The organism is Ruminococcus sp. RTP21484sp1_RTP21277st1_D2_RTP21277_210401, from assembly GCF_040924225.1.
GTDB lineage: Bacteria > Bacillota > Clostridia > Lachnospirales > Lachnospiraceae > Blautia_A > Blautia_A faecis.
Genome location: NZ_JBCOMJ010000006.1, coordinates 39,055 through 53,182, shown reverse-complemented (window position 1 = coordinate 53,182; position 14,128 = coordinate 39,055). Strand labels below are relative to the sequence as shown.

The 14,128-nt window shown below is 44.5% G+C and carries 14 protein-coding genes and 1 riboswitch; of the genes, 11 read left to right on the top strand and 3 right to left on the bottom strand.

Annotated features, from left to right (window positions below; all coding sequences use genetic code 11):
* Positions 1-93 precede the first annotated feature (93 nt).
* The 3 genes from sfsA to AB5706_RS06125 all read left to right on the top strand — a co-directional run bounded on the left by sfsA (position 94) and on the right by AB5706_RS06125 (position 2,951).
* Positions 94-786 carry a DNA/RNA nuclease SfsA gene (sfsA, locus tag AB5706_RS06135; RefSeq protein WP_118583848.1) on the top strand — a complete coding sequence of 231 codons (693 nt, stop codon included), beginning with the start codon at positions 94-96 and terminating at the stop codon, positions 784-786.
* Positions 783-1,823, top strand: coding sequence for an A/G-specific adenine glycosylase (gene mutY / locus AB5706_RS06130; protein WP_368365943.1), 1,041 nt, complete (start codon positions 783-785; stop codon positions 1,821-1,823). The genes sfsA and mutY overlap by 4 nt, the downstream gene beginning before the upstream one ends.
* A 111-nt stretch (positions 1,824-1,934) precedes the next feature.
* The gene (locus tag AB5706_RS06125; RefSeq protein ID WP_118583852.1) at positions 1,935-2,951 is read left to right on the top strand and encodes a glycosyltransferase family 2 protein; all 1,017 of its coding nucleotides are present in this window, start codon (positions 1,935-1,937) and stop codon (positions 2,949-2,951) included.
* A 7-nt stretch (positions 2,952-2,958) separates the two neighbouring features.
* On the opposite strand, the gene AB5706_RS06120 is transcribed toward AB5706_RS06125, so the two are convergent.
* The 3 genes from AB5706_RS06120 to AB5706_RS06110 form a co-directional block, all read right to left on the bottom strand.
* Positions 2,959-3,030 carry a DUF6783 domain-containing protein gene (locus tag AB5706_RS06120; protein WP_368072542.1) on the bottom strand — a complete coding sequence of 24 codons (72 nt, stop codon included), beginning with the start codon at positions 3,028-3,030 and terminating at the stop codon, positions 2,959-2,961.
* Between the two features lie 75 nt (positions 3,031-3,105).
* Positions 3,106-3,795 carry a phosphatase PAP2 family protein gene (locus AB5706_RS06115; RefSeq protein WP_215659748.1) on the bottom strand — a complete coding sequence of 230 codons (690 nt, stop codon included), beginning with the start codon at positions 3,793-3,795 and terminating at the stop codon, positions 3,106-3,108.
* Positions 3,796-3,864: 69 nt separating this feature from the next.
* Entirely contained in the window at positions 3,865-4,797 is a 933-nt protein-coding gene (locus AB5706_RS06110) for a diacylglycerol/lipid kinase family protein (RefSeq protein ID WP_118583854.1), read from the bottom strand.
* A gap of 305 nt (positions 4,798-5,102) precedes the next feature.
* Between AB5706_RS06110 and AB5706_RS06105 the strand changes: the two genes are divergently transcribed.
* From AB5706_RS06105 to AB5706_RS06070, 8 genes are all read left to right on the top strand, one after another.
* Complete coding sequence (locus AB5706_RS06105; RefSeq protein ID WP_215659751.1) at positions 5,103-7,301, top strand: DNA topoisomerase III; 2,199 nt, start codon at positions 5,103-5,105, stop codon at positions 7,299-7,301.
* 215 nt (positions 7,302-7,516) lie between these two features.
* Positions 7,517-8,188 carry a YkgJ family cysteine cluster protein gene (locus AB5706_RS06100; protein ID WP_118583858.1) on the top strand — a complete coding sequence of 224 codons (672 nt, stop codon included), beginning with the start codon at positions 7,517-7,519 and terminating at the stop codon, positions 8,186-8,188.
* Positions 8,189-8,639: 451 nt separating this feature from the next.
* Entirely contained in the window at positions 8,640-10,124 is a 1,485-nt protein-coding gene (locus tag AB5706_RS06095) for an AAA family ATPase (RefSeq protein WP_118583860.1), read from the top strand.
* 92 nt (positions 10,125-10,216) lie between these two features.
* A complete protein-coding gene (locus tag AB5706_RS06090) occupies positions 10,217-10,723 on the top strand; it encodes an NUDIX hydrolase (protein WP_173769749.1) in 507 nt (168 codons plus the stop codon).
* A 204-nt stretch (positions 10,724-10,927) separates the two neighbouring features.
* A riboswitch (TPP riboswitch) is annotated at positions 10,928-11,034 on the top strand.
* 145 nt (positions 11,035-11,179) lie between these two features.
* Positions 11,180-11,476 (top strand): thiamine-binding protein, encoded by a 297-nt coding sequence (locus AB5706_RS06085; protein ID WP_118583864.1) that lies wholly within the window; start codon positions 11,180-11,182, stop codon positions 11,474-11,476.
* On the top strand, positions 11,445-12,227 hold the full coding sequence (locus AB5706_RS06080) for an ABC transporter permease (RefSeq protein ID WP_118583866.1): 783 nt from the start codon (positions 11,445-11,447) through the stop codon (positions 12,225-12,227). The genes AB5706_RS06085 and AB5706_RS06080 overlap by 32 nt, the downstream gene beginning before the upstream one ends.
* Complete coding sequence (locus tag AB5706_RS06075) at positions 12,220-13,227, top strand: ABC transporter substrate-binding protein (RefSeq protein ID WP_187566396.1); 1,008 nt, start codon at positions 12,220-12,222, stop codon at positions 13,225-13,227. The genes AB5706_RS06080 and AB5706_RS06075 overlap by 8 nt, the downstream gene beginning before the upstream one ends.
* A 114-nt stretch (positions 13,228-13,341) precedes the next feature.
* Positions 13,342-14,094 carry an ABC transporter ATP-binding protein gene (locus AB5706_RS06070; protein WP_173715624.1) on the top strand — a complete coding sequence of 251 codons (753 nt, stop codon included), beginning with the start codon at positions 13,342-13,344 and terminating at the stop codon, positions 14,092-14,094.
* Positions 14,095-14,128: the final 34 nt, after the last annotated feature.

The following is a 14,128-nucleotide window of genomic DNA, read 5'->3' as shown; positions in this document are numbered from 1 at the left end:
CAGTGAAATAGTTACATTATTTCTTGAGACTGTCATTGAAGAAAGCCTTTTTCAGACACGTTTTGGGAGTCAGGCAGCAGCACGAGGTGAACTATGAAATACGAAAATATTACAGAAGGCCGTTTCCTGGATCGTCCGAACCGATTTATCGCACATGTGGAGATTGCGGGACAGACAGAGACGGTTCATGTAAAGAACACAGGCAGATGCAGGGAGCTTTTGATTCCTGGTGTCCAGGTTTTTCTGGAAAAGAGCAGTAATCCGGCAAGGAAAACAGCATACGATCTGGTCTGTGTAAATAAAGGCGGACGCCTGATCAATATGGATTCCCAGATTCCCAATAAAGCCGCCCTGGAATGGGTAAGGGCAGGACATCTTTTTCCGGAGGAAGTGCAGGTAACTCCTGAGAAAACTTATGGAAATTCCAGATTCGATCTGTATGCCTGTTCAGATAAGAGAAAGGCTTTTATTGAGGTCAAGGGTGTAACCCTGGAAGCAGACAATATTGCCCGTTTTCCAGATGCTCCTACTGCGAGGGGCGTGAAGCATCTGGAAGAGCTGATCCATTGCATGAGGGAAGGATATGAGGCTTATCTGCTTCTGGTGATCCAAATGAAGGGAATTACAAGATTTGAACCAAACTGGGATACGCACCGGGAATTTGGGGAAACCTTACAGAAAGCGAAAAAGGCAGGGGTGCATATTCTGGCCTATGACTGTCTGGTAGAGCCGGACGGGATGGAAATACAGAATCCAGTGCCTGTGTGTTTGGAGGAAACTAGATGACAGATGAGTTTATACAGCCTCTTCTTGCCTGGTATGATGAGAATAAAAGGATTTTGCCCTGGAGGGATAAGAACAACGCCTATTACACCTGGGTATCCGAGATCATGCTCCAGCAGACCCGCGTGGAAGCTGTAAAGCCCTATTTTGAAAGATTTATCAGGGAACTGCCGGATATCCCGGCCCTGGCAGTCTGTCCGGAGGAAAAGCTGTTAAAGCTGTGGGAAGGTCTTGGATACTATAGCCGTGTGCGGAACATGCAGCTGGCAGCCAGGGAAATGGTAGAAAAATATAATGGCAGACTTCCCGAAGACTTTTCCCTTCTTATCTCGTTAAAGGGGATAGGAAGTTACACTGCAGGAGCTATCGCTTCTATAGCGTATGGCATTCCGGTGCCAGCCGTAGATGGAAATGTTTTCCGTGTAGTCACCAGAATGACGGAAGATTCGGAAGACATTACCAGACCTGCATTTCGCAAAAAGACAGAAAGCGCATTGCAAGAAATTATCCCGAAAGACCGTCCAGGTGATTTTAACCAGGCAATGATGGAGCTTGGAGCAGTAGTGTGCGTCCCCAACGGACAGCCCAAATGCGACCTTTGTCCGGTGAGAGGCTTTTGCCAGGCGGGACTTCACGGCACTATGGAAAAGTTTCCGGTGAAAGCACCAAAGAAGCCAAGAGTGGTGGAAGAGCGAACCGTTCTGGTTATTCAGGATGGAAGCTGCACTGCGATCCGCAAGCGGCCGCCGAAAGGCCTCCTTGCCGGATTATACGAGCTTCCCAATACAGAAGGATACCTGAACCGTGAGGAAGCCCTGGAATACGTGAAAGAGCTTGGCGCAGAGCCCTTATATATAGAAGAACTGCCAGATGCCAGGCATATTTTTTCCCACATTGAGTGGCGGATGAAAGCGTACCGGATCCGCGTGTCCTCCCTGGAGCAGACACATGTCCCGGGAATTCTTTTTGCAGATAAAAAAGAATCAGAGAGAAACTACGCCATACCTTCTGCGTTTGGCGCTTATGAAAAATATATGTAACGGTTCTGCTGGCGTTTTTGAGAACATAACTCAAAGAAAAAAAGAAAAATACATCGCAAGGTGCGTAATTTTAAAATACAGAATCGTTACACTACATGAGGAGGAAAATAAATGAAATTACTGAGTATAGCAATTCCATGTTATAATTCTGAAGCTTATATGGAGAACTGCATCAAATCCCTTTTACCAGGCGGAGATGAAGTAGAGATCCTTGTAATTGACGATGGATCCAAGGACAGAACAGCCGAGATCGCAGATGAATACCAGGAGAAATATCCAGGCATTGTCCGCGCCATCCATCAGCCAAACCTTGGCCACGGCGGCGCTGTAAACACCGGCATCCACAATGCCCAGGGTCTCTATTTCAAGGTTGTAGACAGCGATGACTGGGTAAATGAAGAATCCTACAAAGAGATCCTGAAAACTCTGGAAGAGCTGGTAAAAGGCTCCAAAACAGTTGACCTTCTCATCAGTAACTTTGTATACGAGAAACAGGGTGCGACCCGCAAGAAGGTTATGCAGTACCGTCACTGCCTGCCAGTGAACCAGATTTTCACCTGGAATGAAGTAGGTCACATGCCAAAGGGAAAATATCTTCTCATGCACTCCATGATCTACCGCACCCAGCTTCTCCTTGAGTGCAACCTGACTCTGCCGGAGCATACCTTCTACGTAGATAATATTTTTGCCTTTGATCCGCTGCCGTATGTACAGAACATGTACTACCTGGATACCAATTTCTACCGTTACTTTATCGGCCGCGATGACCAGTCCGTAAACGAGACAGTTATGATCCGCAGAATCGACCAGCAGCTCCGCGTAAATAAACTGATGGTAAATTCCTACACCAGCTGCGGCAGCATGAATAAACGCACCAGAGCCTACATGATCAGTTATCTGGATATTATTACTACCATTTCCTCCATTATGCTGATCCGCTCCGGCACAAAGGAAGCTCTCGACAAGAAGAAGGAGCTTCTGGAATATATCCGCTCCACGAACCGTGCCCTCTACGGAAAACTTCGCCACAGCCTCATGGGTAACTTCATGAACCTTCCAGGCCGCGGCGGACGTAAGGTGTCTGTAGCTGCATACAAGCTTTGCCAGAAGTTCTACGGATTTAACTGATTAATGATCAGGGCGCTCTGGAGACTGTTTGAAAAATCATTCCTGCAATCTGTACGCCCCACTTTGCAGCATATTTTATCTATATTCGGTTGTCGCCGCTCGTATTTTTGTTAAAAAAAACGCGCCTTCCCATTTCTGGAAGTGCGCGTTTTGTTTAATAATGTTTCCTGCGATTATTCCGTCCAATTCTCTCTACTGCCATGCCACTTGCTTCTTCTCCTGCCTTCTGCGGATAGAAAAACAGATATCCAAACAACGCCAGCGTAGCACCACAGCACACATCAATTACGGAATGCTGCTTCAGGAACATAGTAGACATGATAATAAGTAATGTAAGAATCAATGATCCATACCTTACCCCTTTGTGGTCTCTCAGCGCCTCACAATTGGTAAGTGACATATGAACTGCCAGAGAATTAAATACATGAATACTTGGCAGAACATTGGTCGGTGTATCCGTCCGATACAGCCATCTTACCATATCTGTAAACACGTTTTCCCTTGGAAACTCCGATGGTCTTAAGTGCAGTACATTTGGATATGCATAAGACACGATCAGGAAAACAGTCATACCCATCATCATATTGAAAATCAACTGATAATATTCTTTTTTATTCTTGTTCCTGAAGATAAAGTATAAAACTGTGAGAATCTGATACGGAAACCATAATAGATAGGGGACAATAAAATACTCACAAAATGGTATGTAATCATCAAAAACAGTGTCGATCACATGAAATCCCCATACCGGCCTGCACTCCAGATACTCAAAAAAAAGCATATAAACAATGGCATACGCAAGTATGATCAGACCATGCCTGTATTTTTTTATAAATTGTACCAAGTCTTTTTCACTCCTTTTCCAATCTGAGTTACCGGTCTTGTAATTCCGGATCCCCCAAATCGTGAGAGATTATACCACAGGTAAAATGATTTTTAAAGAGCTTTTTTCAATGGAAACTGTTAAATCTTCGCGAATTCCGCCAGATTCCCCGTCAATATGAATGGGAAGAGCGGACGCACTATGTACATGGATATCGCTGCAGGTGAGAATATGTATTCCCCTGATGCCCACATGCTTTCCGAAAAAAGCAGTAGGCAGGCAAAATAAAAGCTTTATCTTACGGATACCTTCCACAAGGATCACGTCCAGAAGCTGGTCGTCAGGCTGAGCATCCGGGCAGAACTTAAAACCGCCGCCTTCATATTTCTGATTCATAACCGCTGTAAAATATACGTGGTCATAGGAAAAAGTATTCTCTCCATCTAGGGTCACTGTCATTTTTCCTGGATTAATAAAAATCAGCTGCTTCAATGCAATGAAAAGATAAATCAGCTTTCCCAGCCCAAGACGATTGAATATCTTCTTTAAGGGCGTTGCCAGAACCTCCTGGCATACGCCGGCGTCATATCCGATTCCCGTGCTGATACCGAATCGGGACTTCTTATTATTGCGGAGCAGGTAAGGAACATCCATTTTGCTGATATGCTCTGCCTTTAGGATATATTCCAGTGATTCCATTGGATCAAAAGGGAGTCTCATGCTTCTGCAGAAATCATTGCCAGAGCCGGTTGGAATGTATCCGAAGACTACCCGGTCAAAATCGGTGATGCCGGTGAGCACCTCGTGAATGGTGCCGTCACCTCCCACTGCAATGATATATACAGGCTCAGATTCAGTGCCAAGAGCACAGGCATCAGAAGCAATCTCTGCAGCATGTCCGGAATATCTTGTAAGGCAGTACTGGAAATCAATTCCCCGAAGCATAAGCTGCTGATGAATTTCATTCCAGATGGAACGTCCCCTGCCAGAGCGGGAATTGGGATTAACAATAAAATAATACATAACTTCTCCTAGGTTTTTAGAACATGTTTGCAAAATCTCCCATAAATTGTGAAGCACATATCAGGGAAAGTATTTGGGGGCATGCTCTGTGGCAAAGAACCTGAAGCCTTGCGATGTAGATTCTCTGTCTTTTATGGTTACATAATAGCATTGGTGGGATCGTTTTACAAATTAATTTTAACAAAATATTCTTAAAAATTTCTGAAGTGTGTTATAATGTAACTATTCCTTAACAATTATGGAGAGGATTTCACTGTTTGCTTAAGCAGACATCATCAAATACGAAAATAATCAGGAGTGTATACATGAAATCACTTGTAATTGCGGAAAAACCGTCCGTTGCCAGAGATATTGCCCGTGTTCTTGGCGCAAACCAGAAAAATGGTGGTATTCTCGAAGGCAAAAACTATGTAGTAACCTGGGCACTTGGACATCTTGTAACCCTGGCTGACCCGGAAGAATATGACAGAAAGTATGAAAAATGGGAAATGGCGACCTTGCCCATGCTCCCCAAGGAGATGAAGCTGGTAGTCATCCGCCAGACAGGCAGGCAATTTTCCGTAGTAAAGACTCAGCTTTTCCGAAAAGATATTGGAGAAATCATTATAGCCACAGATGCAGGACGGGAGGGGGAACTTGTTGCCCGCTGGATTCTGGAAAAAGCAGGCTGCCATAAGCCAATTAAGAGACTGTGGATTTCCTCAGTCACAGATAAAGCAATTAAAGAAGGCTTTGCCAATCTGAAAGACGGGCATGACTATGATAATCTTTACCGTGCAGCTGTTGCAAGGGCAGAAGCAGACTGGCTGGTGGGAATGAATGGTACCAGAGCTCTCACCTGTAAATACAACGCCCAGCTTTCCTGTGGCAGGGTGCAGACCCCCACCCTTGCCATGATCGCAAAGCGCGAAGAAGAAATCCGCAAATTTGTGCCAAAAGAATATTATGGTATTTCTCTGGAGACCCAGGATGTGAAATGGACCTGGAGAGATGAGAAAACAAAGAGCTTCCGTACTTTTTCCAGGGAAAGGGCAGAGCAGATCAAAGGCAGGCTGGAGAACGATGCTCTTGAAATAACCAGTGTAGAGAAAAAAGCAAAAAAGACTATGGCCCCGGGCCTGTACGACCTGACAACTTTGCAGAGGGAAGCCAACCTGAAATATGGTTTTTCTGCAAAAGAGACCCTGAATATTATGCAGCGCCTTTACGAAAATCACAAAGTACTCACATATCCAAGAACCGATTCCCGATACATTGGAAAAGACATTGTTCCTACTATTAAGGAAAGGCTGAAGGCCTGCGGAATCGGCCCGTACAGAAAGCTTGCTGGCGCACTTATGAATAAGCCTGTGCAGGTGAATGGAAGTTTTGTGGATGATAAGAGGGTCAGTGACCACCATGCGATCATTCCGACAGAACAGTTTGTTCAGCTGGACCACATGACAAATGAAGAACGGAAGATTTATGATATGGTTGTCCGTCGTTTCCTTGCAGTTCTTTATCCTGCAAGCCAGTATGAGCAGGTGACCATGGAGGCGAAAGCGGCAGGAGAAACTTTTGCAGCCAGCGGCAAAGTGATAAAGAGCATGGGCTGGAAGGAAGTTTACGAAGGCGGAGCAGATGATGATTTGGAAGATGAGGCGGATGATGAGAAAAAACTGAAAGACCAGCGTCTTCCGGAGATGAAAACCGGAACCAGACTAAAGATTTTGAAAACTTCCTTAAATACAGGAAAAACAAAACCGCCAGCAAGATTCACAGAGGCAACTCTTCTTGCAGCTATGGAAAATCCGGTGAAATTTATGGAGACAAGAGATAAAGAAGCGGTGAAAACCCTGGGAGAGACTGGGGGGCTTGGAACCGTTGCCACAAGAGCAGACATTATTGAGAAACTTTTCCATTCCTTTATGATGGAGAAAAAAGGCAATGAGATCCATATTACCTCCAAGGCAAAACAGCTTCTGGAGCTGGTGCCGGAAGACCTGAAAAAGCCTGAGCTCACGGCTGACTGGGAGATGAAGCTTTCCCAGATTGCAAAAGGCAGGATACGTCAGGGGGATTTTCTTCACCAAATCCGTGACTATACCTGTGAAATTGTAGATGAGATCAAGACCGGGGAGGGCACGTTCCGCCACGACAATCTTACAAATAAAGTATGTCCGCAGTGCGGCAAAAAACTTCTGGCTGTCAATGGCAAAAACAGCAAAATGCTGGTATGCCAGGACCGGGAGTGTGGCTACCGTGAAACGATTTCCCGCACTACCAATGCCCGTTGTCCGAAATGCCATAAACGTATGGAAATGTATGTGAAAGGTAAGGAAGAGACGTTTGTCTGCCAGTGTGGTTATAAGGAGAAGCTTTCCGCGTTCCAGGCAAGACGCCAGAAAGAGGGCGCAGGAGTAGGCAAGCGTGATGTGCAGAACTATCTGCGCAGGCAGCAGAAGGAGGCAAATGAGCCGGTGAATAATGCTTTTGCACAGGCATTGTCTGGAATTAAGCTGTAAATACAGAGGATAGATAATACGGAGATGCTGTTGATGGCAGCATGTTATATTACTGTTCACTGGCAATGTCCCGCGGGGTGTTTTTGGTGAATATCGTTTACAGAAAAATGGGGAATCTCAGCGGGAAATCTTGAAAATGCATGATTTCAGTGCATCGCGAAGTGAACCGTAACCATGTTTGTCTACAAAAAAATAAAAGAAAGAGGAATTTGCATATGCGCCGAGAAGTATCTTTGGAAGAGATTTCCGACGGAAGACTTTATGAATTAAACGATATGGTAAAGGCAGACTGTCAGGATTGTGCGGGCTGTCATGACTGCTGTGAGGGTATGGGGGACTCAGTTGTGCTGGATCCCATGGATGTGTACCGTCTGTGTACGAATCTGGGAAAAACACCACAGGAACTGGTAAGCACCGGGCTGATCCAGTTCGATGCCATGGATGGGAATATTCTGCCTCATCTTTGCATGAGTGGAAAAAACCAATGCTGTGTTTTCCTGAATGAACAGGGACGGTGCAGCATTCATGACTTCCGTCCTGGGTTCTGCAGACTTTTCCCATTGGGACGTTTCTATGAAAATGGAGGATTTAAGTATTTTCTGCAGATCCATGAATGTAAGAAGACAAGCCGGAGCAAGATCAAGGTAAAGAAATGGATCGACACTCCGGATCTTCGCCAGTATGAAAAGTTTGTAGCTGACTGGCATTATTTTTTGCTGGATGTGCAGGAGGTTCTTTATAATGCCACAGATGCCCAGCTGATCAAAAATCTGAATTTATATGTGGTGAATCGTTTTTATATGAAAACATATGAAGTGGGCAGAGATTTCTATGAGCAGTTTGAAGAAAGACTGACAGAAGGAAAGCAGCTGTTAAGTCTGGCATAATTGAATAGAAAAACTCCCGGAACACTTGAGCCTGTTTGAAAAATCTTACAGAAAGCTTTTTCAGACACGCTCTAGAGCGCCCGGGAGTCTTTTATTTTTAGATTGCAGTATTCCATTAGAAGCTTTGGGAGGGACTATGGTGTCTGCGCACTAAAAATCAGAAATATATATCAAATGTTAAGTGAAAATCAAATTGTTGAAAAGTAGTCCGTATAATAGAATACACGAATTTCTCCATTTTGGCAAGAGATTTTTTGTAAAAAACTAAGAAATGCCAAGATATATAAAAAATAAGATAGTTACTGGTCACAAAGTGAACAATAATACAAGACAATGCTGAATTATGAAACAGGCCAACTCATTCTGGACATTAGAGAAAAATGTTGTTATAGTAGGTAAGAGAAATTAGAGAAATATATCCCTTTAAATACACAGGAAAGAGGAAAAAGCTATGCCAGTATTTGATTTCAGCGGTGCTTCTGCAAGCAAAGCGGAGGCAAAGTGTACTTACACAACATTTCACAGCAGCCATACGAAGCCTTCACCGGAGCAGCCGATCATGGTGCTTGACAATAAAGAGAGACAGTGGAAACATCATTCATGCGGTGTGTTTACCAATCCGGTAAACCGTACTGCTTTTGATTTTAAGGAAGAAGACGGTAACCATACAGCAGATGTGGTGAAAATTGATTCCAGATTTACCAGTCTTTTGAAATGGCTGGGAGACAGCAGGATCAATGTACGTTTGTCTGGTACTAACAGGGAGGACGGATATGCGGTATACCGCATTCGCGAAACTGCTTTTGGCGGCGGCACAAAGCTTTCTGCAGAGGATGGCTTTCTGCAGTTTATGATTGAGAGACTTCTGGAGAGTAATGCACCTGCTGAGGCAGAAGAGGATGAGGAACAGGAGGAAAACGGTGATGAGATGAAGCTTACCAGCATTCAGAGTATTACCGATTTTATGACCTGCGCAGGCAAAACACTGCCGGATAATATCAGACTCTGGACCAGAAGAAATCTGGCAGTGGCAAGATCCAGTGAAGTTTCTCAGGAAGAGCGCCATCATGCACAGAGGGCTCTTTCTATTATGTTGAATATCCAGTGGAAGAACAATTATTTTGAAGCAATCGATCCTGTTGAGGCAAGGAGAATCCTGGATGAAGAGCTTTATGGAATGGAGCGTGTGAAACAACGTATTATTGAGACGATTATCCAGATCAACCGTACACATACCCTTCCGGCCTACGGACTTCTTCTGATCGGACCTGCCGGTACTGGCAAATCCCAGATAGCCTATGCAGTTGCAAGAATCCTGAAACTTCCGTGGACTACGCTGGACATGAGCTCAATTAACGACTCTAAGCAGCTTACCGGAAGCCCCCGTATTTACGCAAATGCAAAGCCCGGAATTATTATGGAGGCATTTTCCATGGCTGGTGCCTCTAATCTGGTATTTATTATTAACGAGCTTGATAAGGCAAATTCCGGCAAAGGAAATGGAAATCCGGCAGACGTACTTCTTACCCTTCTGGACAATCTTGGATTTACAGATAACTATATGGAGTGTATGATCCCAACTGGCGGTGTTTATCCAATTGCTACTGCAAATGACCGTGACCAGATCAGTGCACCGCTGATGTCCAGATTCGCAGTAATTGATATTCCGGATTATACAGCTGAGGAGAAGAAAGTAATCTTTTCCAGATTCTCTCTTCCGAAAGTTCTTAAGAGAATGCATATGGAAGAGAGTGAGTGCATTATCACAGAGGGGGCGCTGGAGGCAATCATCCAGCGTTATTCCAATACTTCAGGTATTCGTGATCTGGAGCAGGCAGCAGAGCACATTGCGGCAAATGCACTGTATCAGATCGAGGTCAACCATGTAGAGAAGGTAGAGTATACCAGAGAGATGGTGGAGGAACTTCTGAAATAGAAAAGATGAATTATTATATTCGATAACAATATTCGCAAAATAATCATAATATAAAAATATACAAGAGAAACATATAACAGGAGTGATAAAAATTGGAATTCTGGGACATCTATGATATTAACAAGAAACCTACAGGCCGTACCATGAAGCGAAACGACTGGTGCTTAAAAGACGGGGAATACCATCTCACCGTACTTGGAGTAGTGGCAAGACCAGATGGTACGTTTCTCATTACCAAACGTGTGATGACAAAAGCCTGGGCACCAGGCTGGTGGGAAGTTTCCGGCGGTGCAGCACAGGCAGGGGAATCTTCTTATGATGCTGTACTCCGCGAAGTGAAAGAGGAGACAGGCCTTGATGTAAGCGGTGCGCAGGGCGGCTATCTTTTTACTTACAAAAGAGAGAATCCAGGGGAGGGAGACAACTATTTCGTAGATGTTTACCGCTTTGTGATGGATGTGAAAGAAGAAGATCTACACCTTCAGGAAGAAGAGACAGACGGCCACATGTTTGCCACTCTGAATCAGATCAAGGAATTTGCAGCCCAGGGAAAATTCCTGCACTATGACAGTATTCAGGCTGCCTTTGAGAATCTGTAGATTTATTATATATTCTGCAGGAAATAACTGTGATATGCAGGGAGATTTTTTTTACGAATTCTGATGAAATGGGAATATTAATTAGAGCGTGCTGGTCAGACTGCGAGCAGTACAATTCTGTTAAGGGTATGTAAAATATAATTGAGATAAAAATAGTTTCTTGTAATTTGAAGAAAGGTGTATTATAATAAGCAACGAAATCTGAATAAAGACCAGGGGAGTTTCAATTGAGAAGCTGAGAGTAAGGTAGTCCTTAGACCCTTTTAACCTGTTGGATCATGCCAGTGTAGGAAGTGTTTAACGATGTAATTAGGAGCATTTGTCTGGATGGCAGGTGCTCTTTTTTCATACTGACTGACAGAGCCTGTTCAGTTCCGTCACAGTTTCAAGAATGGTTCTTATTCGATTTTTAACGCAAAGTCCCGTTTATGGGACAGAAAATAGGAGGAAAAGAAAATGAACGCAAGTGTAGCAATTCAGGTACTGCCAAATGTACAGGATGAAGAGGAAGTTATCCGCATTGTAGACGAGGTGATCGCCTACATCAGATCCACTGGTCTGAACTATTATGTAGGACCATTTGAGACCACCATTGAAGGTGATTACGACCAGCTGATGGATATTGTAAAAGAGTGTCAGCATGTAGCTGAGCGCGCAGGCTGCAAGGCTATGAGCGTATATGTTAAAATTGCATATAAACCAGAAGGGGATGTACTTACCATTGAAAAGAAAGTTACCAAACATCACCAGTAAGATACCTCCAATTGCAGCCATGGCCGTGATTCTGCTTGGCTGGGAAGTGGTAAGCATTTCGGGAATTGTTCCATCCTACATGCTTCCATCTCCGGTAGCAGTGCTGACAGCCCTGTTTGGCGATCTGCCAACCATACTTTTCCATGCGAAATTCACTTTGCTGGAATCCTTTTACGGACTTCTCATTGGAATCGCGCTGGCATTTGTGTTTGCAACTATGATGGATCGGTTCCGTGTAATGGATCAGGCATTTTATCCGATCATGATCATTACACAGACCATACCGACCATTGCCATTGCGCCAATTCTGGTGCTTTGGATGGGGTTTGGAATGGCACCGAAGATCACTCTGGTTGTGATCACCACTTTTTTCCCAATTACAATCGGACTGCTGGATGGATATAAAAGTGTGGATCCGGATGCCATTCGTCTGATGAAGGCCATGGGAGCCAGCCGGGCACAGATTTTCCGCCATGTGAAATTTCCAGGTGCTTTGCCCCAGTTTTTTTCCGGGCTGAAAATATCTGCTTCCTATGCAGTTGTAGGAGCAGTTGTTTCTGAGTGGCTGGGTGGATTTAACGGACTTGGTGTTTATATGACCCGTGTAAAAAAAGCATATTCTTTTGATAAAATGTTTGCAGTCATTATCTTCATTGTGATCATCAGCCTTTTACTTCTTCTGGCAGTAAATATTGTCAGCCGGATCACAATGCCATGGCTGCAGGTAGAAAAGGAGAAAAATCATGAATAAGAATCTGAAAAAAGTAATCGCACCAGTTGCAGCGGCAGCTATGGTGCTTGCAGTTCCTACAGGTGTATACGCAGAAGATGGTGCACAGGAGAAAATCACATTCTGCCTGGACTGGACACCGAATACCAACCACACCGGACTTTATGTAGCACAGGCAAAAGGCTACTACGAAGAAGCTGGTCTTGATGTGGAAATCGTTCAGCCACCGGAAAATGGGGCAGCCCTTATGTGCGCAGCAGGTCAGGCTCAGTTTGCGATCGAGGCCCAGGATACCATGGCTGCTTCCCTTGCACTTGACGAGCCTCTTGGAATCACAGCAGTTGCAGGAATCATTCAGCACAACACCTCCGGAATCCTTTCCCGAAAAGGTGACGGAATTGATAAACCAGCCGGACTTACCGGAAAAACCTATTCCACATGGGATTCCCCAATCGAGCTTGCTATGCTGGAAAATGTTGTAAACGGCGACGGCGGAGATTTCAGTCAGGTTACCCTGATCCCTAATGATATTACAGATGAGCCTGCAGCACTTGCTGCCAATCAGACGGATGCCATCTGGGTATTCCAGGGCTGGGGCGGAATCAATGCTGACGTAGAAGGTGTAGACTGCGACTATTTTGCATTCTCTGATATCAATCCTGTATTTGACTACTACACACCGGTTATCATTGCAAATAACGACTATCTTGCTGAGAATCCGGATCAGGCGAAAGCATTTATGGAAGCAACTGCAAAGGGATATGAGTTTGCAGCAGAGAATCCGGATGAGGCAGCACAGATCCTCATTGACGGCGATAATACAGGCTCTCTGAAGGATGCTGAAGATCTTGTAAAGAAGAGTCAGGAATTCCTTTCCACAAAATACATTGACGATGCAGAAAGCTGGGGCGTAATTGATGCAGACAGATGGAATGCATTCTACAAATGGCTGTATGAGAACCAGCTTTGCGACAAGGATCTTACTGGAGTCGGATTTTCTAACGAGTATCTTCCACAGTAAGGAATGAAAGAGAAAGAAATTAACGCATAGAGCTATTCTGTCAGGCAAATTTACCCCAATTATTGCGGAAAATGGAACTGGTTATGGAAGTAGCGCTGTGTATAAGGAACGAATATGTCATCAGAACAAAATAAAGTAATTTTACGAGCAGAACATATTTCAAAAACATACGGTGAAAAAAAAGTTTTGGAGGACATTTCCATTCATCTGGAGCAGGGTGAGCTGGTTTCCCTTCTGGGAGTCAGCGGTTCCGGAAAGACCACATTGTTCAATATGCTTTCCGGTATTATCCCGCCTGATGAAGGAAAGGTCTATCTGAAAGATCAGGATGTGACTTCCACACCTGGAAGCATCAGCTACATGCTGCAGAAGGATCTTCTCCTTCCTCACAAGAAAGTGATCGACAATGTAGCACTTCCACTTGTACTGAAAGGCGTGAAGAAAGCAGAAGCCAGGGAAAAGGCCAATCCGCTTTTTGCAGAATTTGGTCTGGAAGGCACCCAGTATCAGTATCCAAGCCAGCTGTCCGGCGGTATGCGACAGCGTGCGGCTTTGCTTCGAACTTATTTAAGTTCCAGCGGAGTTGCCCTTCTGGATGAGCCTTTCAGTGCCTTGGACACGCTGACCAAGGCCAGTGTGCATAAGTGGTATCTGGAGGTTATGCAGCATATTGATCTGTCCACCTTGTTTATCACCCATGATATTGACGAGGCCATTCTTTTGTCCGACAGGATTTACATCCTGAACGGAACTCCTGGAACCATCAAAGATGAGATCGTGATCCAGGAGAGAAAACCAAGGGCAGCGGATTTTGCATTGTCAGAAGAATTTTTGGAATATAAGAGACAGATTATCAGCAAGCTGTAGTTTTTAGGTTGATGAAAATAAAACTTCCCGGCAG

Bases quoted from the DNA above. Each gene is read 5' to 3' on its own strand.
- sfsA (WP_118583848.1), top strand. From the start codon at position 94: ATGAAATACGAAAATATTACAGAAGGCCGTTTCCTGGATCGTCCGAAC.
- mutY (WP_368365943.1), top strand. From the start codon at position 783: ATGACAGATGAGTTTATACAGCCTCTTCTTGCCTGGTATGATGAGAAT.
- AB5706_RS06125 (WP_118583852.1), top strand. From the start codon at position 1,935: ATGAAATTACTGAGTATAGCAATTCCATGTTATAATTCTGAAGCTTAT.
- AB5706_RS06110 (WP_118583854.1), bottom strand. From the start codon at position 4,797: ATGTATTATTTTATTGTTAATCCCAATTCCCGCTCTGGCAGGGGACGT.
- AB5706_RS06105 (WP_215659751.1), top strand. From the start codon at position 5,103: ATGAAATCACTTGTAATTGCGGAAAAACCGTCCGTTGCCAGAGATATT.
- AB5706_RS06100 (WP_118583858.1), top strand. From the start codon at position 7,517: ATGCGCCGAGAAGTATCTTTGGAAGAGATTTCCGACGGAAGACTTTAT.
- AB5706_RS06095 (WP_118583860.1), top strand. From the start codon at position 8,640: ATGCCAGTATTTGATTTCAGCGGTGCTTCTGCAAGCAAAGCGGAGGCA.
- AB5706_RS06085 (WP_118583864.1), top strand. From the start codon at position 11,180: ATGAACGCAAGTGTAGCAATTCAGGTACTGCCAAATGTACAGGATGAA.
- AB5706_RS06075 (WP_187566396.1), top strand. From the start codon at position 12,220: ATGAATAAGAATCTGAAAAAAGTAATCGCACCAGTTGCAGCGGCAGCT.
- AB5706_RS06070 (WP_173715624.1), top strand. From the start codon at position 13,342: ATGTCATCAGAACAAAATAAAGTAATTTTACGAGCAGAACATATTTCA.